The 24,094-nt window shown below is 44.8% G+C and carries 13 protein-coding genes and 3 pseudogenes; 11 read left to right on the plus strand and 5 right to left on the minus strand.

Annotated elements, in window-relative coordinates; translation table 11 throughout:
• Positions 1-139 precede the first annotated feature (139 nt).
• From F6K63_RS04410 to F6K63_RS04425, 4 genes and pseudogenes are all read left to right on the plus strand, one after another.
• On the plus strand, positions 140-313 hold the full coding sequence (locus F6K63_RS04410; protein ID WP_154659983.1) for a hypothetical protein: 174 nt from the start codon (positions 140-142) through the stop codon (positions 311-313).
• Positions 314-493: 180 nt separating this feature from the next.
• Positions 494-1,408 (plus strand): ParA family protein, encoded by a 915-nt coding sequence (locus tag F6K63_RS04415; RefSeq protein WP_287257143.1) that lies wholly within the window; start codon positions 494-496, stop codon positions 1,406-1,408.
• 227 nt (positions 1,409-1,635) lie between these two features.
• Positions 1,636-1,866 (plus strand): annotated as a pseudogene (locus F6K63_RS04420) (RNA-guided endonuclease TnpB family protein); the annotation flags it as partial.
• A 107-nt stretch (positions 1,867-1,973) separates the two neighbouring features.
• Positions 1,974-3,024, plus strand: a pseudogene (locus tag F6K63_RS04425) (RNA-guided endonuclease InsQ/TnpB family protein); the annotation flags it as partial.
• Positions 3,025-3,095: 71 nt separating this feature from the next.
• Here F6K63_RS04425 and ileS read toward each other — a convergent pair.
• The 4 genes and pseudogenes from ileS to F6K63_RS04445 form a co-directional block, all read right to left on the minus strand.
• Positions 3,096-5,975 carry an isoleucine--tRNA ligase gene (gene ileS / locus F6K63_RS04430; RefSeq protein WP_287310982.1) on the minus strand — a complete coding sequence of 960 codons (2,880 nt, stop codon included), beginning with the start codon at positions 5,973-5,975 and terminating at the stop codon, positions 3,096-3,098.
• Positions 5,976-6,170: 195 nt separating this feature from the next.
• Positions 6,171-7,145, minus strand: a complete 975-nt coding sequence (locus tag F6K63_RS04435) for a Ycf66 family protein (RefSeq protein ID WP_287310984.1) — start codon at positions 7,143-7,145, stop codon at positions 6,171-6,173.
• A gap of 158 nt (positions 7,146-7,303) precedes the next feature.
• A complete protein-coding gene (locus F6K63_RS04440; protein WP_287310986.1) occupies positions 7,304-8,329 on the minus strand; it encodes an ABC transporter permease in 1,026 nt (341 codons plus the stop codon).
• A gap of 502 nt (positions 8,330-8,831) precedes the next feature.
• Positions 8,832-9,098 (minus strand): annotated as a pseudogene (locus tag F6K63_RS04445) (nucleoside hydrolase); the annotation flags it as partial.
• Between the two features lie 183 nt (positions 9,099-9,281).
• Between F6K63_RS04445 and gnd the strand changes: the two are divergent.
• From gnd to asnB, 3 genes are all read left to right on the plus strand, one after another.
• Positions 9,282-10,715: a decarboxylating NADP(+)-dependent phosphogluconate dehydrogenase gene (gnd, locus tag F6K63_RS04450; RefSeq protein ID WP_287310989.1), complete on the plus strand. Its 1,434-nt coding sequence runs from the start codon at positions 9,282-9,284 to the stop codon at positions 10,713-10,715.
• A gap of 482 nt (positions 10,716-11,197) precedes the next feature.
• Positions 11,198-11,338, plus strand: coding sequence for a hypothetical protein (locus tag F6K63_RS04455; protein ID WP_287251220.1), 141 nt, complete (start codon positions 11,198-11,200; stop codon positions 11,336-11,338).
• A gap of 206 nt (positions 11,339-11,544) precedes the next feature.
• Positions 11,545-13,470, plus strand: a complete 1,926-nt coding sequence (gene asnB, locus F6K63_RS04460; protein ID WP_287311118.1) for an asparagine synthase (glutamine-hydrolyzing) — start codon at positions 11,545-11,547, stop codon at positions 13,468-13,470.
• A 77-nt stretch (positions 13,471-13,547) separates the two neighbouring features.
• Here the strand turns inward: asnB and F6K63_RS04465 are convergent, their stop codons facing one another.
• Entirely contained in the window at positions 13,548-14,330 is a 783-nt protein-coding gene (locus F6K63_RS04465) for an ABC transporter permease (protein ID WP_008190909.1), read from the minus strand.
• 142 nt (positions 14,331-14,472) lie between these two features.
• Between F6K63_RS04465 and F6K63_RS04470 the strand changes: the two genes are divergently transcribed.
• The 4 genes from F6K63_RS04470 (at position 14,473) to F6K63_RS04485 (ending at position 23,365) form a co-directional block, all read left to right on the plus strand.
• Positions 14,473-14,850, plus strand: coding sequence for a response regulator (locus tag F6K63_RS04470; protein ID WP_008190906.1), 378 nt, complete (start codon positions 14,473-14,475; stop codon positions 14,848-14,850).
• A gap of 185 nt (positions 14,851-15,035) precedes the next feature.
• Positions 15,036-17,012, plus strand: a complete 1,977-nt coding sequence (gene uvrC / locus F6K63_RS04475) for an excinuclease ABC subunit UvrC (protein ID WP_287310991.1) — start codon at positions 15,036-15,038, stop codon at positions 17,010-17,012.
• A gap of 763 nt (positions 17,013-17,775) precedes the next feature.
• On the plus strand, positions 17,776-19,515 hold the full coding sequence (locus F6K63_RS04480; RefSeq protein WP_287310993.1) for an efflux RND transporter periplasmic adaptor subunit: 1,740 nt from the start codon (positions 17,776-17,778) through the stop codon (positions 19,513-19,515).
• A 376-nt stretch (positions 19,516-19,891) separates the two neighbouring features.
• A complete protein-coding gene (locus tag F6K63_RS04485) occupies positions 19,892-23,365 on the plus strand; it encodes an efflux RND transporter permease subunit (RefSeq protein ID WP_287310995.1) in 3,474 nt (1,157 codons plus the stop codon).
• Positions 23,366-24,094: the final 729 nt, after the last annotated feature.

A 24,094-nucleotide genomic window follows, 5' to 3' on the forward strand; every position in this document is an offset into this window, starting at 1 on the left:
TCCCAGGGTTTCTTCCAGATTTTGTACCAGAATGGTTTATACTGATTATCTGGGGAGGCGACATCCAAGCTGAAATCCATACTGGGTAATAATTTCAGCCCATAAGCTCCAAAAAGATACATGCTGTTTTGAGCAGACCTTGAACCACGATACACAACGATCACATCAACGGAGCATTCAACCAACTATTCAACCGAGCATTCAACAGGTACAATCTGGTCTAGGGGAATTTTCAGCAATTTTGCGATCGCATCAACTCACCATAAACCCATTGGTAAGTAATGCAGGTAATGCAGAATTTATCCAGGTTTAAGGTAGCTGACTATTCCACAGATGAAAGCCCTGTGTCAAGCCTTGGGTGTGACTCTCGACGACTTACCGAATGATTGCGGACTGCCCAAGGGTAAATCATAGTAATCCATCGGAATTCTTGCCTAGTAACCAATAATACTGAATGATGATAAATAGTGTCATGGCAAGATCACGTTTATCAATGGGATTAGTCATTAGTACAGTCAATATGAAAGGTGGTGTGGGCAAGACCACCCTCACCGTCAACTTGGCGACTTGCTTAGCCAAAAATCATAATAAGCGGGTTTTGGTGGTCGATTTAGATACCCAAATTAGTGGAACCTTGAGCTTAATGCAGCCCCAAGCATTTGCTAAAGCTAGAAAAGGCAGACGGACATTAAGCCGCTTAATTGACAAAGTCACTAAACCTAGCTATCGCAGTCGCTTAACAATTGAGGATATTATTCAAACTGATAATTGTAATATCAAAGGATTGGATTTATTGCCGGGAGATATTGAGCTTTATGATGAATATGTAGTCTCTGATCTACTCCATAAGCAATCTATTCAGGAAGGGGAGGTGGAATTTAGTAAGGTTTGGAGCCGCTTTGAAAGTTTATTAATCAAAGGGATATTAGAGCCGATTATCCCTAACTATGACTTTATTATTTTAGATTGCGCTCCTGGGTACAATCTTTTGACTCGCAGTGGCATTGTGGCTAGTGATTTATATCTGCTACCAGCCAGACCAGAACCTTTATCTATTGTAGGGATTCAACTTCTAGAAAGACGGATTGCCAGGCTCAAAGAAAGTCATCAGCAGGATAGTCCTCTTAACTTGCAGCTGTTGGGGATTATCTTTATTTTGTCAGGCGGTGGACTGATGGGTAGGTACTATAAGCAAGTGATGAGGCGAGTTGATAACGATTTCGATAGCAACCAAATTTTTAAAATTCGCATTCCCATGGATGTTAATGTTGCTAAAGCTGTGGATAGTTTTAGTCCTGTAGTTATCGCTCATCCTAATTCTGCTGGCTCTAAAGCATTCTTCAAGTTGACAGAAGAATTTTTACTTAAGCTTGAGGGGATTAAGAGTATGGAACAAATCAGGGATTAGTGTTGAATCTCTAATCCCTGATCTGGCCAATAGTGCTAACTGTCCTTAGCAATCTCTCAATCACCAATAACTTACGGGACTGCTCCAGGCTGAAAGCCCCGTGTTTTTAAACCGGGGATGAAAGCCAGGTAGCGACTTTAGTCGCCGTGAAAAAAATTAAGTCATAACTTGACGTTTTATTTAAAACGTGTTAGGGTAATATTCTATCGAATAGAGGTCGAAATTCGGTGATCATATTAGAGTTCAAAGCATACGGTAAACCCCTTCAATATCAAGCCATCGACGAAGCGATTCGGACAGTCAAGTTGATCCGAAACAGTTGTATTCGTTTGTGGATGGACAATAAAGGGACTGGCAAGTACGACCTTAGTAAGTATTCTAAAATACTAGCTAAAAACTTCCCATTTGCTAATGATTTAAACTCTACCGCCCGACAGGCTGCTGCTGAAAGGGCTTGGTTAGAAGTTACCGTAAGAAGAGTGGAGCCTTTATAGGCGACAGGCTATGCAAAAAAGGGTTAAAACTCATGAAATAAGGCTCCACTCTTCTAAGGTTTCATCTCCGGTCATCGATATCTCGCTTCTTTGAAAATTGCCAGAAAAAAGTACCTGGGAAAAAGGGCTACCCTCGCTTTCATAAACACTGTAGGTCGGTTGAATATAAGCAGTCAGGATGGAAGTTATCCCCTGACAAAAAATCAATCACTTTCAGTGACAAAAAAGGAATCGGAAAGCTTAAGCTCAAAGGCACATGGGACTTGTGGCGTTTTGACCAAAAATCAATCAAGCGAGTTCGTATAGTCAAAAGGGCTGATGGGTACTATGTTCAGTTTTGTGTCTCGGTTGATATAGACGAACAATTAGAGCCAAGTCATTCGACTATTGGGTTAGACGTAGGACTGAAAGAGTTCTATACTGACTCCATGGGTAATACCCAACCAAATCCTCGGTTTTATAGAACAGGGGAAAAGCGGTTAAAGTTTTATCAACGCCGAGTTTCCCGGAAAAAGAAAGCCTCATCCAATCGTAAAAAAGCCATCAATAGATTAGGTAGGCAGCATCTCAAGATAAGTAGGCAGCGTGAAGAACATGCCAAGAGACTGGTTAGAAGTTACCGCAAGAAGAGTGCAGCCTTTATAGTTGATAGGCTATGCATCAAAGGTGGCAGGTTTTGTTGTAAGGCTGCACTCTTCTAAGGTTTCGTCTCCGGCACGTTGCGTAATCCGGTCTAACGATCTGGTCGCCTATGAAGATTTGAGAGTCAAAAATTTGGTGAAAAATCACTGTCTCGCTAAATCTATTAATGACGCAGGTTGGTATCAATTTAGGAAATGGTTAGAGCATTTTGGCAAGAAGTTTGGAAGGGTCACGGTCGGAGTGAATCCTGCCTACACAAGTCAAAACTGCTCTGAGTGTGGCGAAGTGGTTAAAAAGTCATTATCAACCAGGACTCACGTCTGTGGGTGTGGCTGTGAATTAGACCGTGACCACAACGCTGCAATCAACATACTAAATCGAGCCTTGGGTACGGTGGGGCACACCGGAACCTGGGTCATTGATCCAAACGCTTCAGGAGAATCGGCCTCTATTGTTCTTGGTTCCGACCAGGTTCAGTAAGCTGGCTCGTTGAATGAAGAATCCCCGTCTTTTTAAAGCGGGGAGTGTCAAAAGTCAGTTAACAAGTTACCTCAGAAGTTACCAGCTAAGGCAGCATTACAGCGTTCGCAGATGGTAGGATGCTCAGCAATTGTACCTACTTTAGGTCCGTAGTTCCAACAGCGATCGCATTTTAAGCCTTCTGCATTGACTACCCCTAGCGCTATAGTTTCCGAATCAGCGCTATAGGTGGCTGTTTGTATGGCTTCTAGGGAATCTACTAATTCTACTTGAGAGGCTAACAGGAGATAGCGCAATTCATCCACTTGATTTCCACTCAGGCTATCGGAAGGATTCATGGCTTCCAGGCGCTGCTTTAATTGTTGATCTTTAACATAAAGCAAGACCTTAGCATCTAGAGATGAGCCAATCATCTTTTCGGCTCTGGCTTTTTCGAGTACTTTATTTACTTCTGTGCGGATGGTGCGCAAGGTTGACCAGGACGCCGCTAGTTCAGGGTTTTTCCATTGTTCGTCTAATTTGACCCAACCTGACTCAAACACGGATTCATGGGATTTCTGGTAAGGTAGGTATTGCCAGATATCCTCTGCCATGTGACAGAGGACCGGTGCGATCGCTTTAGCTAAATTTTCTACTGCTATTTGTAGCACTGTCTGACAACTGCGCCGCCGTGGTGAGTTGGCAGCACTGATATAGAGTCGGTCTTTGGCAATATCCAGATAGAAGTTAGACAGGTCTACTACACAGAAGTTCTGCACGCTCTGGAAAAAGCGGAAGAATTGATAACTCTCAAAGGCATCAGTTACATCCTCAAATACCTCTGTGATCCGGTGTAGCATGTAGCGGTCTAATTCCGGTAATTCCTGAACAGGCACCTTATCCTTAGCTGGGTCAAAGTCATGAAGGTTCCCTAGCAGGAAACGCGCTGTATTACGAATTTTGCGATAGACATCGGCTAGCTGCTTAAGAATACTCTGAGATATTGGAACATCTGAGGAATAGTCTACAGAAGATACCCACAATCGCAGCACATCAGCTCCGTAGGGGGGTTCTTTTTTCTGGTTTTTACCACCCTCGATGATTATAGCTGGTTCCAAGATATTCCCCAAAGACTTACTCATCTTGCGCCCTTGGTCATCTAGAACAAAGCCGTGGGTTAAAACAGTTTTGTAGGGAGCATAACCATTGCTGGCTACACTGGTCAGTAAGCTGGACTGGAACCAACCCCGGTGTTGGTCTGAGCCTTCCAAGTAAATATCCACGGGATAGCGTAATTCTTCCCGTTGCTCGGCCACTGCTGCCCAAGAAGACCCGGAGTCAAACCAGACATCCATGGTATCGTTGCCCTTGCGGTAGGTCTTACCATTATTACGATAGGATTCTGGTAACAATTCCTCTACTGATAGTTCCCACCAGGCATCAGAACCTTTCTCAGCAATAATTCCCTGGACATAAGCAATGGTTTCTTCATTGAGCAGGGGTTCGTTAGTTTCTTCGTCGTAGAATACCGGAATTGGTACACCCCAGCTCCGTTGGCGGGAAATGCACCAATCGGAACGATCCGCCACCATCGGGGTAATCCGGTTTTGTCCTTGGGCAGGGATCCATTTTACGGATGCGATCGCATTTATTGCTTCATCCCGGAATCCCTCTACTGAAGCAAACCATTGTTCTGTGGCTCTAAAGATCGTTGGTTTTTTAGTGCGCCAATCGTAAGGATATTTATGAACATAGGGCACTTCTTTGATCAATGACCCAGCTGTGTTCAGTGCTTCAATGATTGCTGGATTGGCGTCCTTAAGCACATTCAACCCAGCAAACTGTCCCGCCTCTGCGGTAAACTTCCCATCTGCATCTACTGGGGAAAGGATAGGTAAGCCATAACGCTGACCCACACCATAGTCTTCTTGACCATGACCAGGAGCCGTGTGAACCAAACCTGTTCCCGATTCCGTGGTGATGTAATCCCCACCAATCACAATTTTGCTTTCCCGATCAAATAGGGGATGCTGGTAAGTGCAATTTTCCAATGCCTCACCCTTAACCGTCGTTTTGACCGTAAGTGGAGTTTCCAGAGTAACTGATAGTCTTTCAACCAAATCCGCTGCTACTAATAGGAATTGGGATTGGTTAGTTTGGGAACCGCCTTCCACTATTGCATAGGTCAGTTCTGGATTAACCGCTACTGCCAAATTCCCAGGGATTGTCCAGGGAGTCGTAGTCCAGATCGCAACACCTAGATTTGGCAAAAATGGGTCTAGGATTTCCTTTATCCCTGACGCTGCCTTAGTCATTGGGAAAGCGGCATAGATACTTGGGGAGGTGTGACCTTCCGGATATTCCAACTCCGCTTCCGCTAGGGCTGTTTTAGAACTGGGACTCCAGTGAACTGGCTTCAGTCCCCTGTAAATGTAGCCCTTCAAGACCATTTGACCAAATACCCCAATTTGAGCCGCTTCGTACTCTGGGTTTAGGGTCAGGTAAGGATTTTCCCAGTCTCCCCATACTCCATAGCGCTGGAAACCTTTACTTTGCTGCTCTACTGTTTTCAGGGCAAATTTCTTGGCTTTCCGGCGTAGTTTGATCGGAGTGAGATGTTGACGATCCTCTAGCTTCATAGCTTGCAAGACTTTCAGCTCAATCGGCAAGCCATGACAATCCCAACCAGGTACATAGCGAACTTTGCGACCTTGCAGCAGTTGATATTTATTAATGATGTCCTTGAGGACTTTATTAAGGGCGTGACCCATGTGCAGAGACCCGTTGGCGTAGGGAGGGCCATCATGCAACACGAAAATCTCGCCAGGATTAGTTTGTGACAGGCGCTCATAAATAGTTTGCTCTGCCCAAAACTGTTGGAGTTGTGGTTCTCGCTTGATAGCGTTTGCCCGCATATTAAAGTCGGTTTTGGGCAGATTGACCGTATCTTTATAGCTTTTGGATGCTGTCACAGTTTCAAGCCAAAATTCTAGTAGATCAGTTGATTAGCAGTTGATTAGATAGCTATAACCAACTTTAACGTGGTAACCGCTGAGTGTGTACTGCTGAGTCGTTACAGCCAACATCACACAATCAACGGTCAACAAAGGATATATATCTATATGATATATCTCTGTTATTTTTCTTGGCAGCAATCTGGCCAACCTTCAAATTTCCTTAGAAGGATTGTCTGATTTTTTAGGAATCGGTTTTTTCGCCGTTGGGGCTGGTGGCGGCTTTTGTGTTGCGCTAGACTTATTTTCCACCTTGGGATTAGGAGGAGGTGGCGCTTTGGCTTCTGGTGCGATCGCTTCTGGTGCGATCGCTTCTGGTTTCTGCTCTGGCTCCTGAGTTGACTTTGCCTGAGTTGACTTTGCCTCTGGAGGGGGTGAGTCTTCTGACTTTTCTTTAACCTTGGGATTAGGAGGTGGTGGGGCTTTTGCTTCTGGTGCGATCGCTTCTGGTGCGATCGCTTCTGGTTTCTGCTCTGGCTCCTGAGTTGACTCTGGCTGTGCGGGAGGTGAGTCTTCCTTAGCCGCTGCTACTGGTTGAGGGGTTTCTGTTTTAGGGATAGTTGTTTCAGGCGACTTAATGGTTTTAGTGTCATCTGTTTCTATAACCGCTGCTTGGGTAGTGGATGGTAGCGTAGTTGCTTCATCCGCTGCAGAGCTTGGTTGGGCAGTTTTGGGATTAGTTTCCTGGGTGGGTGACGCCATGGTGGTATCTGCCGGTACAGCAGGAGTTCGGGCTGAGTCTTGGCGTTTGCCCAAAAGATTGCCAATAAAGCCAGTTACTTTAGGTATTAGCCCTTTTAATGACTCACTTGGCAGTATTTCTTGAATTTTGGCGATAAATTCAGCTTGACTTGGGATAGGGGTTTGTTGGTCAATCGGTATCAAGGCTCGTCGCAAGGTCAAGGTTTGCCAACCCAACCAGCCTACCAGGGATACACCCGCAATTTGACCGATTAAGACGCCGCCAGTAATGCGTCCAGCACAAATCCATAACACTAGAGCGTAGAATAATCCCACTCCACTCCAGATAAAGTCATATTTACGATGCACCTCTGGTAAAAAGAAGGCAGCTAGGTAAAAGACTAAGCTACCAAGAGCAATAACCAACGCCAAGAGGTATGCCAGCATTTTCGGAGTACTCCTTACGTGCTTCTTTACTCATCATGAAGCAAAATGTTGCCTCATATACAAATTATCTCTCACTTAATCACTCACATCACCTGCACCACACTCACTCTACCCAGTATAGTGTGGGGTTTGAGTACTCCTACGTTAAAGAATTGGGATTAGTACCGAATACGAGGGTCAATCAAAGCATTAACAATATCAATGGCAATACTTGCGATTACCACAATAGTGGCAAAAAATACCATAATCCCTTGCACCGTCGGGTAATCCCGTCCAGAAATTGCTTCATACAACCGATTCCCTAACCCTGGCCAAGAGAACGTCACCTCTGTCAACACTGCTCCACCTAACAAAGCAGCTAAAGTCAACCCTAGCACTGTAATCACAGGAATCATGGCATTTTTCAGAGCATGGGCAAAAACAATCCGTCTTTCGTGAATACCTCTAGCTCTGGCCGCTTCTACATAATCAGCCTTGAGAGTTTGCTTCAAGTTTACCCGCACAATCCGTTCAAAGATGCCACTCAACAGCAGCCCTAAGGTAATACTGGGTAAGGCTAAATAATAGACAGCAGTGAAAAACTGAACTAAATTACCACTGAAGAGACTATCTATTGTATATAGACCAGTAAACCCTTCTGGTGTTGGTAGGGTAATGGGATAGCGAGTACCGATGGGAAACCAACCCAGCTGAACAGAGAAAATTAACTGCACCACCATCCCCATCCAAAACAGAGGGATGGAGTAAGTAATGATACCAAATAATCTACCCCCCACATCCCAAACTGTTCCGCTGCGGGATGCGGCTAAAGTGCCAACTCCTATACCAACTAAGAATGCTATGGCCATGCCGCATACTGATAGTTCTACAGTGGCGGGGAAATGTTGTTGAATAATCTCCCAGACTTTTTGACCTTGGCTAGTGATTGAGGTACCTAGGTCTAAACGTAGCAAGGATCCTAAGTAGCGAATATACTGCAACCACAACGGGTCAGCTAATCCTAATTGTTTTCGGTAGTCTTCTTTAACGATATCTGGAGCGCGATTCCCTAACACAGCATCCACAGGATCTCCTGGGGTAGCTCTGAGCAGAAGAAAAACTAGGGTGGTAATGGTCCATAGCATCAGGGGCGCTAGCAGCAGGCGGATTATTATGTAGTATTTTAGGGCTTTGGCACGGGACATAATTATAGCGTTTTTATCTGGGTTGTAAACACAATAATTGCAGCAAAAGGCAAAAGGCAAGAGGCAAAAGGCAAGAGGGTAAGGATATCTCTATAGACACTAAAATATAGCATTTACTGGTAATTTTTCAACTTAATTTTAGGTAAAAATCAAGTTACATGCAATGATTAGTTATTTTGCTTTTATTAATTTAGTCTATTTAAAACCATGTTTAATGGTTTGTATTATAGTGATAATAATTGCATAGCAATACTTTTATAAACTATAGATTTTTGATAGTAATTAATCATCAATAATAATCGGGTATTATAATAGTTTTTTTATTTAAAATTGACAATAAAAAATATTTAATATTACATATATCCCATAATTTATAACTTTTGCAACAGATTAAAAATGATGTACATTGAAATTGTTTATTCCCTGTTCCCTGTTCCCTGTTCCCTGTTCCCTATTACAGACTGTTTATTTAGCAAAACAAGTACCGTAGAGCCATTAACAATTATCCCAAGCAACGGTATAAATGTTCTTTCCATCGGGGTGCGTCGATAGACCAGATTACAGTCATGTTTGGTGTTTGGTTGAGTACTCCCAGCTCATCCACTACAGTTTGACCACGGGTGAGTGCGCTTACTGTTTCTACCTCCACGTAGTATTTGCTTTGGGTGGTTACGATAGCTGGGTCAAGAGCCACTGCAGCTGGAGTGACGTTGCCCACCACATTAGCGGCTCCACCCATGATCACGCAACGCTTGACTAGGGAGGCTATGGCATCATCGGAAGCGGTATCGGTGTCAATCAGGAATTTCCGCATATCTGAATGTAGCATTTGTTAATGGTATTACTACCACAACTCTTAATCTCTTCTTTAGGCAAGAACCCAAAATATCGGGCTAACCTGGGAGTGAATCCACCCTAGACAACTACTACAGCAACACTGGCGGAGATTTTTATGACACAACGGACCTTTGGGGTAATTGGTTTGGCTGTAATGGGGGAAAACCTCGCGCTTAATGTAGAAAGTCGTGGTTTCCCGATCGCAGTATACAACCGGACTGCAGCCAAAACCGAGAAATTTATGGCTGAGCGAGCTCAGGGCAAGGATGTGAAAGCTGCTTATTCCTTGGAAGAGTTTGTTCAAGCTCTGGAGCGACCCCGCAAAATCCTAGTGATGGTGAAAGCAGGGAAGCCAGTTGATGCAGTCATTGAGCAACTCAAACCTCTCCTAGAGCCAGGAGATATGATCATTGATGGTGGCAATTCTCTCTACCAAGATACCGAGCGGCGGACTAAGGATTTAGAAGCCACAGGATTGGGATTTGTTGGCATGGGCGTCAGTGGTGGTGAAGAAGGAGCCCTCAATGGTCCGAGTTTAATGCCTGGTGGTACTTCATCGGCATACAAGGATTTAGAACCAATTTTGGTCAAAATTGCGGCTCAGGTTGATGATGGTCCCTGTGTAACCTACATTGGTCCCGGTGGTGCTGGTCACTACGTTAAGATGGCACACAATGGCATTGAGTATGGCGACATGCAACTAATTGCTGAAGCCTACGATGTACTGAAAAATGCCTTGGGACTAGATCACAAGCAGCTACATGAAGTGTTTGCTGAATGGAACACCACTGATGAGCTAAATTCCTTTTTGATTGAAATTACAGCGGATATCTTCAAATACATTGATCCAGAAACGAATGGGCCGTTAGTGGAGATGATTCTTGATGCTGCTGGACAAAAGGGCACTGGACGGTGGACTGTAGTTAGTTCCCTAGAACTAGGGGTGTCAATTCCTACCATCTACGCTGCAGTCAATGCTCGTGTTATGTCCTCTTTCAAGGATCAGCGGGTAGCAGCAGCTAAGGAAATCACTGGTCCTGTGGGCAAGTATGATGGCGATGTCAAAGCATTTATTACCAAAGTCCGGGATGCTCTCTATTGCTCTAAGATGTGTTCCTATGCTCAGGGAATGGCACTCTTGAGTCGGGCATCGGAAGAGTTTAACTATAATCTGAACTTGAGTGAAGTTGCCCGGATTTGGAAAGGAGGTTGTATCATTCGAGCTGGCTTCTTAGATAAGATTAAGAATGCCTTCAACCAAAATCCCCAACTCCCCAATCTGTTGTTAGCTCCTGAGTTTAAGCAAACAATTTTGGATCGTCAGGATGGTTGGCGAGATGTGCTAGCGGTATCAAACAAATTAGGGATTCCAGTCCCTGCTTTTAGTGCATCCCTAGATTATTTCGACAGTTACCGACGCGATCGCTTACCCCAAAACCTGACCCAAGCCCAGCGCGACTACTTTGGTGCTCATACCTACGAGCGGCTGGATAAACCCAGGGGTGAGTTTTTCCACACCGATTGGATGGGATTGAGTTCACAAGGTTAGTAAAACTTTATTACTGCTTTAGGCGCAAAGCATTTGGGCGACCATGGTTTATTCTGATTTGATCAGGTCATAAACCCGATGCTTTGCCCTAGTATAGCAGAAGTTAGAAGTCAGAAGTCAGAAGTCAGAAGTAAAACTCTTGCGCTTACTTAGGTTTGAGACTTTTGTCATGTCCTAACTGCCCTGGCGACTGCTATAACTATAGGAAAGGGAATAGGGAGCAGGGAACAAAAATTTACAATTTATTTAGCATTGCTATAATCAAAAACTATTCGAGTAAAGCAGATTTATAATAGCGCTGCATCGCTTCATTTATTTAAATTTAAAACTAGTTAATTTTAAAACACCATGACACCCATTGCTATATAGCAATCCTATCTGATTCGTGAAATAAATGGGCTGCTTTCCACCATCCCGTTAATTATAGGTATTTTACCGGACTTGATATAACAGGTGATCCGTAATTTTTGCGATCGCGAAGCGTGACCTACGGTCAATCGCTTTTAGCGTGGCCTACGGCCAATCGCGTAGCGGCTCCTTGGCCAAAAGGCCACGCTACGCGAAAGGAGCATCGCTTTTTTCGTTGGTGCTTTGCTTGCCTATTATACCAACCTGGAGATTAATCCTAAGTTCACAATTGTCCAATCACCGTTAAAAAGCGCCATTTTGCCGTTGGATACCAAAATAGTAATTTTGTCAAGGCTTACGGGAATTATAGTCATAAGTCCCCTAATTAGTGGTTGAGTTAGTTGTTCAGCGACTAGAGGGCGATTGGCCTTTGGCCACGCTTCGCGAACGCAATTTGTTTTGTTCGAGGTATCCAGGATTAATGGGTAGTATAGTTGGCATTTTCACAGCTACAGATAAGCATCTTGATCGGAACTTGCTTATGCGCATGCGTAATGCAATTGCCGATAGTGGTTCTGATGACAGTTATTTAGACATTACACCAGAGGATGGAGTGGGTCTAGCCCATGTTCCCCTGATCAGGAGAGACTTAACGGCTGATAGCTATCAGCCAATGTGGAACTCTAACCATACAAGGGTCGTTGTCTTCAGTGGTGCAATTTTCAACTGCCTGGAAATCAGAGACGAGTTGGAAACATTGGGGTTTAATGTCCAATCTAATCGTGACACTGAAATATTACTGAAGGGATACGAAGCTTGGGGAACAGAGGTTGTTTATAAGCTCAATGGTACCTTTGCTTTTGCTATTTGGGACCGCTCTGTTGGAAGGCTGTGGTTAGCGAGAGACAGATTTGGGGAGCAACCACTATATTACTTCTTCGATGAAGTACACTCTACTTTTATTTTTGCTTCAGAGCTTAAGGCAATCCTAGAACACCCTGTTGTTTCCAAAGCTGTGGACCCTCAAGGGTTGCAATCCTACCTGGTTTTTGGATACGTTCCTTCTCCCTTGAGCCTAGTTAAGGGGGTAAAAAAGCTACAACCTGCTCATAGTTTAATCATTGAAGCCGGAAAAACACCGCAGCTACATTGCTACTGGCAACTTAAGCAAGTCGCAACATTGCAGAGTGCCCCAGAAGCAGAAATCAGAGACAATCTTCGCTCGCGGTTTGAGTTGGCGGTAAAGCGTCGCTTAGATCGCAACAGTCATTTTTCTCCCGCAGCACTTCTGAGTGGTGGTTTAGACTCTACCCTGGTTGTGGGGATGATGAGCAAACTCTTAAAAGAACCAGTTCACACCTTTTCTACAGCCTTTGAAATTGGTTCTGTTGATGCTGAAATCTGGAACACAAATCCGAATCAGTGTAACTCTGATGCTGATGTTGCTAAAGCAGTGAGTGCCCATTTTGGTACCAAACATAGTCAGCTGATTATCTCTGGGAGACAAGATTTAATCGGCACACTGCGGCGTTGTGTGAGAAATTTTGGTGAGCCTCATGGTAGCCAGATTAACGTCACCATGATCTTGCTGGCTGAATGGCTTAAGGAGCAAGGAATTGCAGTAGTAATGACTGGGGATGGCAGTGATGCCATCTTTGGAGGTGAGCCGCGCCATCTATTAGATATGCAGATTAGCCTCTTGCAAAAATTACCTAAGTGGTTGCGCAACTTAGCCTATGCCAACAGAAACAAATGGCCAGTAAAAGATAACTTTAATCCTACAGCTTTTAGAAGAGTGGACTTAGCACCCTTAACTGTAGAAAGATTAAGTACTTGGTTTACCTACGGCAAGGGAGAATTTAATCAGCTCTTACAGGGAGAATACGCTACAGATACCGGAGTCATAGACTCGATCTATCAGGAACTATTAAAAAGTTTGCTCTCCAACAATCACATTACTAGCAACCAAGATGCCCTGCTCTACATGGATTTGAAGTTGGATATTGAAGAATCAAATCGCATCAAGACATATAAAACAAGTACGCCAGCAGGTTTGGAATCCCTGACTCCTTTTTTAGATTACCAATTTGTTGAATATGCCATGTCTATTCCCTTTTCCAGGAAAGTGGGCTGGCAAAAAGATAAGCAACTGCTGAGAGCGACTTTCTCAGATTTATTGCCAAAAGTAGTACAAAAGCGGAAAAAGTATGGTTGGCGATCGCCTTTTGGCTCTTGGATCAAAGATTATCTGTGGGAAGATGTTTGTGGGTTAATTCAAACATTGCCAGAAACAGGTATTTTTAAACCAGAAGTTTGTAACTTGATACAAGACTACCAACCTGCTAACAGCCGCCAACTTTGGTCGTTGCTGACTTTTGCCATCTGGCACCAAGAATTTATGGAATGACCAATATTAGCTTGATTCGCAAGAATCAAGAGGTGCGACCCGTGGCGAATTTAATTCGCCTACGGAAAGCGCACCTACTAACTAGAAGCACTGGTATAAAAACGCAGGGCAAACTGCCAAAAGATCCCAGAAGCAAACAGCAATCCTAGGGCTAGAATACCGGAACCTACTACCCAAAAGGTATCACTCCGATTCAACATCACTTCTGCTGGGACTGTAGTCAGGAACGCCACTGGCACTACAAAGGTAAAGAAGAACCGATAGCTAGCCGGATAAGCTACGATGGGATATCGACCAGCTTCTAGCATACTGCGCAGAACAGCGGTGACATTGTAGATTTTGACAAACCAAATGCTTGTTGCTCCCAGCATAAACCAGATGCTGTAGAGGCTAGTCAACCCAAAACATAGTGGCACTACACTCAAAAGATAGTTGCCGATATCTAAGTTTAGGCGTCCACCAGCGTAGCCTATTACTATAATTGAGAAGATTAAGTCTGGTAACCCCCAAGGGCTGACACTTCGCCAAGACAGCCAGAACTGAGAACTAATGGGCTTGAGTAGGATAAAATCGAGGGTTCCTTGCTCGACGTGATCCACAATCCGGTTGAGATTGGGAATCAGGAATGTGCCAGAAAACCCCTGTAGTAACGTGAATATCCCTAGTATGACCAGGGCTTCTTCCCAATTCCAGCCGGAAAAGGTGTAGCCAGTGCGGTAAAACAAGAATAGACCGAATAGGCTACCAGCTAGGTTTCCTAGGCTGCTCAAGGTAGCGATCGCAAAATTTAACCGATATTCCAGTTCAGCAGTGAGCGCAGTACTCCAGAACAACTGGAGTACACTAACATATCGTTTCATATTAATGTGGCTATCAATGAAACTTGGGCTACCCCCAATAATATGCCATTGGGCTAATGCACCAACTATCCCTTATAATTGCATCTTATTCTAAGGTTCTGATAAGATTTAAATTTTCACAGTTAGGTTGAATAGGATAATAATGAATAAAATCTTGGTAATTGAGGACGAGATTTTTATTCGAGAAAATCTGATCGAACTCCTTGAAATTGAAGGGTTTGAAGCTCAGGGTGCTGAAAATGGTGTTGAAGGTGTACAGTTGGTTCAACAAGAACCACCAGATTTGATTTTGTGCGATGTAATGATGCCTGAACTAGATGGATATGGGGTATTGCAGGCACTACGTCAAGATCCAGCCACAGCGAAAATTCCGTTTATGTTTCTGACGGCTAGTGCAGATCGCAGCAATATTCAGAAGATCAGAGAACTAGGCATTCATGACTATATTCTTAAGCCATTTAATGTGGATAAATTTTTGGATGTAATCTCAAATCGGCTAGCGGAACAAAATAAAGCCTAGGGCGTGTTTTCAAAGTTTTCCGCAAGATTATGATCCCCCCCAGCCCCCCTTGAAAAAGGGGGGAGCCATACTCAAAGTCCCCCTTTTTTAAGGGGGACCAACGGGGGATCTCCGAGGCAAGAAGACACGCCCTAGTGGTGATCACGGGAAATAACAACCAACAGTTGACCACAGACCATGCACTGATGAGTTCTAAAGCATTAATCCAAGATCCAGAACCCTTGGAAAGTCGATTGAAAGAAATTCCCCTGGAACCAGGGGTTTATTTAATGCGTGACCATAGCGCTAGTATTCTCTACATCGGCAAATCCCGAAAATTGCGTACGCGAGTCCGTTCCTATTTCCGTGACTCCCAACCCCTGAGTCCTCGCATTGCCATGATGGTGGGACAGGTTACTGATATTGAATTCATCGTAACCGATACCGAAGCCGAAGCCCTAGCCTTGGAAGCCAATCTGATTAAGCAGCACCAACCTTACTACAACGTACTGCTCAAGGATGATAAGAAGTATCCCTATGTTGCCATCACTTGGTCAGAGGATTATCCCCGCATCTTCATTACCCGTAAGCGGCGCATGGGGAATAAACAGGATAAATACTATGGTCCCTACGTCGATCTAAAACTGTTACGCAATACTTTATCTCTGGTCAAACAGATTTTCCCCATCCGGCAACGCCCTCGACCTCTGTTTAAAGACCGTCCTTGCCTTAACTATGATTTAGGTCGTTGTCCTGGTGTGTGTCAAAAACTGATCACACCGGAAGAGTACCGTAAAACCATCCAGAAAATCGCTATGGTTTTTCAAGGGCGTACTGGGGAACTGATTGAGATGCTGACGGCCAATATGGAACAAGCAGCAGAATCCCTTAACTTTGAGCTAGCAGCCCGGATTAGGGATCAGATTACTGGACTTAATTCCCTCAGTACAGACCAAAAAGTAGCCTTACCTGACGATACTGTATCACGAGATGCGATCGCACTAGCGGCTGATGCCAAACATGCTTGCATCCAACTATTTCAGATCCGTGGTGGTCACTTAGTCGGGCGCTTGGGATTTTTTGCCGATGTAGCCCCTCAAGGGAATGGGGGGATAGAACTCGGAGCAATTTTACAACGGGTTTTAGAAGAGCATTACCAAACTGCTGATGCGGTGGAAATCCCCACAGAAATTTTGGTGCAACACCCGTTACCCGATGGGGAGATGTTGGCTGACTATTTGAGCCGGAGCAAAGGTCGAAATGTGACTATACTCACTCCCCAACGGCAAACCAAAGCTGAACTGATTGAAATGGTCAAGCGCAATGCTAACTATGAACTGGAACGCACCCAGCGATTGGTTGACCGCAACACCAAAGCTATGGAGGATTTAGCTAACATTCTTGACTTACCGGATTTACCACGGCGCATAGAAGGGTATGACATTTCCCATATCCAGGGGAGCAATGCAGTGGCTTCTCAGGTCGTGTTTCTAGATGGCACACCAGCCAAGCAGCACTACCGTCACTACAAGATCAAAAATCCTAATATCACTGTCGGTCACTCCGATGATTTTGCTAGCCTTGCTGAGGTGATTAGCCGTCGCTTCAAAAAAAGTCAACTCGAACCAGAACTAGCAGATAATCAACACTCAACAAGCAACACTAAACAATCAACAATCAACAACCCAAACTCAACAACCCAAACTCAACAATCAACAATCAACAATCAACAATCAAAACTCAGAAAAGATTGGCCTGATTTGGTAATGATTGATGGCGGAAAAGGACAGCTGTCAGCAGTTGTAGCAGTATTACAAGAGCTAAATTTACAAGAAGAAGTGCCTGTGGTAAGCTTAGCTAAACAGTACGAAGAACTATTTTTACCAGAGGAGCCATTACCCTTAAACACTGATCCCGAACAACCAGGAGTGCAACTTTTGCGCAGGGTCAGAGATGAGGCTCATCGTTTTGCGGTAAATTTTCATCGCAAACAAAGAACTACTCACTTACATCGTTCCCGTTTAGATGAGATTCCTGGATTGGGATTTCAGCGGCAAAAACAGTTATTGGCTCACTTTAACTCCATTGATTACATTCGCAACGCATCAGTTAAACAGCTGGCTGAAGTACCAGGGATTGGTTTGCATTTATCTAAGGAAATTTATCACTACTTCCACCCATGACTAGACCTTTTTCAAAAGTATATATTATAACTAATACTAGACTTTTAGCGGTCAGCAAACAGAGGAAAATGCCACACAAAAACCGAGGTAACAACTGAAACAAAAACTTAGACAATCTAGTCTGATCTGCCCATTAGCCTGAAAATCAGCGCGTTTGTATTTGAGATGTAAACCTGTATGGTTTTTTTTACTGTCCAATAACACTGAGGATCTCTTGTATCTTGCCTTTTTAGGCAATTCGTGTTTCTTCCACCCAGATAAAAATGCTCTATAAACCTTGCGGTATCAATCTCTTAGTAGGTTTACTCTACTACCGCAGTTGTTGACTCAAGGGAATTGGAGGTTTTGCGTTCCCGTAGCGGCTCAATGCTCGCCCATCCCTTAGCTCCTCGTTAGGAGGATCTCATTCTTAGGGCTTTCTCTCTGTGTGCTTTTTTCTGTGCCCTGGCCTGATTAAAGTGCCAGTGGTTTCATTTATGTTTGCGAAACCTGCGTCCGCACCACTGTTTGCCCTGTGCTTTCCCCCAAGACATCGCTGCACCCGTAAATGGATGTCGGGGAGTGCTAAATCTGCGACTAATTACCAGACAGTTAGTAATTATACACCTTATTCTATTACAAATCAAACATGGATAGACAGTTTCAGCTCAGGTTCTAATACTTTATTAAATTAATATTTTTTAAGTTATATTAAGAAATAACCCTAAAAAATCATCCTTCTTTAATAAAATTACCGAACACTACCACTAACAGGGGAATAACCATGAGCCGAAACACTTTAGATGAACAGATATCTCAGCTGAATGGCTCTGGCACTATCACTAAGCCAGATCACCAACCGAGATCTCAGCTGAATGGCTCTGACACTATCACTAAGCCAGATCACCAACCGAGATCTCAGCTGAATGGCTCTGGCACTATCACTCAGCCCGATCAACAACCATTACACCAAGCTAATCACCAACAGGAGGATTCAGCCTCATCATTACCCAGATCCGAGACTAGTGAATCCAAAAACTCCTTGACATTAGGAGCAGGTAGTTTAGTGATGGCCATGGGTATGGGAATTATGCTGACCTTCCTAGGAATGCGATTGATCGGGACAGCTCCAAAGGTTCAAAAAACCGATTCCCCTGCTGAAACTGTTCAAACCCCTGGGGCTGTCCCCTCTGCTGAAACCCCTGGGGCTGTTCCCTCTGCTGTACCTGCTCAAACTGTTACAGTGGCAGACGTAAAAACCACCACAGTTAACCGAACCCTAGAAGCTATTGGTAGTGTTGCTGCTTTTGAGGAGATTAGGGTCAAATCCCAAGCAACGGGTTTACAGATTAAACAGGTACTGGTTAGAGAAGGGGAATTTGTCAAGGCCGGACAAGTAATGGTAAGCCTAGATAATGCTGTGCTTCAGGCACAGTTAGCTCAAGCTCAGGCAGCAGTTGCCCAAGCTGAAGCCCGTTTAGCAGAACTCAAAGCAGGGACACGCTCAGAAGAAAAAGCCCAAGCTAGAGCTCGTCTAGACCAAGCCCAAGCTCGTCTAAGACAGGCCCAAGCCAGTATCCCTAGACAAATTGACCAAGCCAAAGCCCGAGTGGCATCGGCTGTTGCACAGTTGAGTCTAGCTAAACGTCGCTTCGAGAGCCAGGAAAAATTGATTGCCGAGGGAGCCATCTCCCAAGACCGCTATAATGAGGTGGAAAGTCAATATTTCAGTGCTCAAGCGAATTTATCTGAAGCCCAACAACGCCTTGAGCAAACACGAAACACCAACTCCCCAGAAATTGCTCAGTTAGAAGCCGCTGTCGTAGAAGCGCAACAGCAGCTCCAGCAAAGATTGGCTGGTTCCCGTCCAGAAGTAATTGCTCAAGCCCAAGCTCAACTGGCTAGAGAAAAGGCACAAGTCCAGTTAGTGATGGCGCAACTGAACGATACCCAAGTGGTGGCACCAGTCAGTGGCAAAGTAGCCACTAGAAATGCCCGTGTCGGTGATATTACCTCTTCGTCAGAAACACTCTTTACCATTATCGAAAAGGGGCGTTTGGAACTGTTATTAAGGGTACCCGAAACCCAACTGTCCCAAATTCAGATTGGACAACCAGTAGAAATATCTTCTAAAGGAGATAGCCGCCTGAAGCTTTCTGGAACAGTACGAGAAATTGACCCGATAGTTGATCAGCAGTCTCGTCAGGCTCTGGTAAAAGTAGATTTACCCAATTCCGGCACCTTGCGACCAGGGATGTTTTTACAAGGCTCCATCACCACCTCAGCCACTACCGGTCTAACTATACCATCGAAAGCAGTATTGCCCCAAGCCGACACTAGCGCTATCGTTTACCGACTCGAAGCAGATAACACCGTTAAAGCACAACCAGTGGTAATGGGAGAACTGCTCCCTAGTGGGCAAGTAGAAATCAAGAGTGGTTTATCCGCAAGCGATCGCATTGTAGTAAAAGGTGCTGCTTTCCTCAAAGACGGCGATCCCGTCCAAGTCTTAGAAACCCAATAGAAGCGTTGAAAGTTAACCGGTTACAGCTTCCATGTTGATTAACGGTTGAAAGTTAACCGGTTACAGCTTCCATGTTGATTAACGGTTGAAAGTTAACCGGTTACAGCTTCCATGTTGATTAACGGTTGAAAGTTAGCCGGTTACAGGTTCGATATTGGGCAAATAACCTTGGCCAAAAGCCCACGCTACGGGCACAATCTTGGCCAAAAGCCCACGCGATCGCGTTCAACCAACTAACCTGAAACCTTCAACCAACTAACCTTCAACCAACTAACCTTCAACCGATTAACCTTCAACCGATTAACCTTCAACCTTGGCCAATAGGCACGCGCGTCGCGTTCAACCTTCAACCGATTAACCTTCAACGATTTATAAGATGTCCTTCCACGTCTCCTCTTGGTCAATTAAAAATCCGGTTGCTACTCTGGTCATGTTCCTGGTTTTAGGAATAGTCGGTCTATTCTCCTTTAAGCAGTTGGGAATTGATCAGCTCCCTAATATTGATCTTCCAGCCGTGATGGTTACTGTTACCCAGCCAGGGGCAGGACCTGCAGAACTGGAATTCCAGGTAACGAAAAAAGTTGAAGATGCTGTTGCTAGCCTCGGAAATATTGACCAAATCAGCTCTACCGTTACTGATGGCAGCTCCAGCACTATTATTAATTTTGTCCTGGGAACTGATAGCAATCAGGCAACTAATGATGTACGCAATGCCGTAGCTCAAATTCGTCAAAGTTTGCCCCTAGATATCAACGAACCTATCGTCAGACGGTTAGAATTTGCCGGGGGTTCAGTGATGACCTATGCGGTAGCTTCTGACAAACGCTCGGTGGAGGAATTGAGTGACCTAGTTGACCGGAAAATTAGCCGTGATCTGGTTAATGTACCGGGAGTTGCCCAAATTAATCGACTCGGAGGAGTTGACCGGGAAATTCGAGTTGACCTTGACCCCGCTAGATTACAAGCCTTTGGTATCACTGCTACCCAAGTTAATGACCAAATTCGGACTTTTAATGTCAACTTACCCGGTGGTCGTGGTAACATCGGCGGCGCTGAACAGAATGTCCGGACTCTCGGAAGTGCCAAGACGGTGGAAGAGTTAAAAAACTACCGTATTGTCCTCCCGGATGGCGCAAATGTTACCCTTTCGAGTTTGGGAGAGGTTACAGACGGCTTTGGTGATCTCAGGAAAGCAGCCTATCTCAATGGGGAGTCAGTGGTAGCCTTTTCTGTACAGCGCAGCACTGGTAGCAGTTTGGTATCCGTGGAAGAAGGGGTTCGCAAGGCTATTGAACAATTAAAAACTACTCTTCCAGAGGAGATCGAACTGCGCTTGATCTTCACCCGTGCTGATTCAATCCGTGAGTCCTACCAAGCAACCATTGATTCCCTGGTTATCGGTTCACTACTGACCGTAGCCACCGTGGGGATATTTCTGAGAAATTGGCGGGTAACTCTAATTACAGCAATAGCCCTACCTTTATCAATTATTCCCACCTTTTTGGTGATGAAAGCCCTAAACTATACCCTCAACGGTATGACCCTACTGGGTTTAGCCCTAGCCGTGGGAAACTTGGTCGATGATGCCATTTGCATGATTGAAAATATCGACCAGCACTTGGATATGGGTAAGAAACCCTTTAAAGCAGCGTGGGATGGGGCGCGGGAAATTGGTTTAGCTGTAGTAGCCACCACCGCAACTATTGTCGCGGTATTTATTCCTGTAGCCTTCATGGGGGGTATCCCTGGTCAATTCTTCCAACCCTTTGGAGTAACCGTTGCGGTATCTACTATGTTTTCCACCCTGGTAGCTACAACAATGACACCAATGCTGAGTGCTTATTTGCTCAAGCCAAAATCAAAAGGATTGAAGGTTGACCCGTTGAAGGTTGACCCGTTGTTCGCGAAGCGTGGCCAATTGGCCAAGGTTGACAAGTTGAAGGTTGACCCGTTGAAGGTTGACCCGTTGTTCGCGAAGCGTGGCCAATTGGCCAAGGTTGACAAGTTGAAGGTTGACAAGTTGAAGGTTGACAAGTTGAAGGTTGAAAGTTGGCAAAATAACCATCAACCCAATAACCATCAACCCAATAACCATCAACCCAATAACCATCAACCCAATAACCATCAACCCAATAACCATCAACCCAATAACCTTCAACCCAATAACCTTCAACCCAATAACCTTCAACCCAATAACCTTCAACCCAATAACCATCAGAGCCGACGTATACAACCTTATCGAGGTATATTAACCTGGGCGTTGAAGCACCGGATTACCACGATGTTGATAGCTGTAGCTTTTTTCATCGCTAGCTTGCAGCTTGTACAGTTTATTCCCAAGGGTTTGTTTAATAATGGGGATACTGGAGTCAGTACGGTATCGATTGAGCTGCCACCGGGGTCTCAGCTGAGTGAAACCATAGACGTCATTCAAGAAACGAATCGGTTGTTACAGTCAAACCCAGCTGTGGAAAATGTTCTGGCCAGGGCTGGAGATGATGGTGTAAATTCTGGTATTGTATACGCCAAACTCTTACCCAAAGAGCAACGGGAAATATCTCAGCAAGAATTTGAGCAGCAGATGCGTGAGGGTTTCCAGAAAATACCTGGCGCGAGGGTTACTTTCCGTAGTCAAGGGGCTGGAGGCTCTAGCAAGGATTTATCAATTGTTCTCAAGAGTGAGAATGGTGAACTGCTTTCCCAAACCGCCCAAACTCTAGAACAACAGATGCGCCAAAGTCCTGGTTTAGTGGAAGTCACCTCTAGTGAAAGTCTAGTTAAACCAGAAATTGTGATTGTACCTAATCCTGCCCGTGCTGCAGATTTAGGAGTATCTGTTCAAGCGATCGCACGCACGGCCTCTTTAGCCCTAATTGGAGATCTTGAGTCAAATCTGGCTAAATTTGACTTACCTGACCGACAAATTCCGATTCGTGTCCAACTCGACCCAGAATCGAGGGATGACATCGAAACCCTCAAAAATCTGCGGGTTCCCAGTCGAAATGGAACCTTAGTCCCCATCGCTGCTGTAGCCGATATCCGTTTAGGGAGTGGACCGGCCCAGATTGACCGCTTTAATCGTGCTCGTAAGGTGTCTTTGGGAGCCAACTTGCAAGGGATTTCCCTAGGAGATGCGATCGCAAAAGTTAAATCCCTACCTGCCATGAATCCCCTACCCCCTGGAGTTTCCGAGGAACCCGCTGGGGATGCCAAGATTATGCGAGACATCTTCGGTGGCTTTTTAAGCGCCTTAGGACTAGCAGTGCTATCGATTTATGCCATTCTGGTGCTGTTGTACAATAGTTTTCTCTATCCCTTTGGGATTTTGGTGGCTTTACCCCTATCCATCGGTGGTGCCTTAATGGGACTGTTGGTCGCCCAGAAGGAATTGGGACTGTATGCCCTAATTGGGATAGTGTTACTGATGGGATTGGTGACCAAAAATGCCATTCTGTTGGTAGACTTTGCCTTAGCCGATCAGAAAGAAGGGACATCCCAGTTTAAAGCAGTCATTCAAGCTGGAGTGAGTCGCTTGCGACCGATTTTGATGACCTCCGTCTCCACCGTTGCTGGGATGATTCCCATTGCCTTGGAATGGGGAGCAGCCGGTGAAGTTCGTAGTCCGATGGCTATTGCCGTGATTGGAGGATTTACCACTTCTACTCTGCTAACCTTGGTGGTGGTGCCGGTATTATTTACCTATGTCGATAACTTAGTTCGTTGGGCAAGAAAGACCCTCTTTGGAAGTAAAACTCAAGATTACCAAGACGATGTAGTAGAGGTTGAGGTAGAGCCTGAGCACTATTTGAGCAATGGTACTTCTGTTGCTGCCAGTAATGGTAAGTTCTAGTCTCTCGACTAATGTCTAGGTAAGCTATCAGCTATCAGCTATCAGCCGTCAGCTATCAGCCAAGGGCTGATAGCTGACGGCTGAATCCTTATGCCTAGGGTGAATAACAATTAACTATATAGCAACCGAAGTATAGTTTAGGACAGAGTATTTTGGTTGAAAGGGAGCAGGGACTAAGGCCGTAGGCCACGCGGGGCGCGTTCGGAGCAGGGAGCAGAAATATGTCTTAAGCTTTACTTCGACTGCTATACAAAGTTTATTGTTGGTATTTAATTATAATGATGCAGATGTCAATTACCTATTGATTGTATTAACCAAAACCCATCAATCCCTGCCCTGATAAGTTAGCCATAATATAGCGCTACGTGCAAGTCCGCAAGTCACAAGTCAGAAGTCAAAAGTTTACTACAAAAGGTTTTCAGCTTTTAGCAATGTCAAACACTTTAATGCGTAGTGCTATATCATGTCGGGATAATTACCCTTAATAAAAAACTCCCCCATCTCCCCATCTCCGCATCTCTCCCCACTTCCCAACCTCCCCACCCTCCCCTTGTTTTTTACAAATATGAGATGCACCCGGTTGGTGTAGTGATAGGGTGGATAGTATTCCCAGCAGTCTGATGATGGTAACATTTGAGGAAGGGGGGTGTTTGATCAACGGCGAAGACGGGAAGGACGCCAAGAAAGCAAGTAAACCCAAGAAAGCAAGTATAGCAGTCGCCAGGGCAG

It is taken from the genome of Moorena sp. SIO1G6, from assembly GCF_010672795.1.
Taxonomy (GTDB): domain Bacteria; phylum Cyanobacteriota; class Cyanobacteriia; order Cyanobacteriales; family Coleofasciculaceae; genus Moorena; species Moorena producens.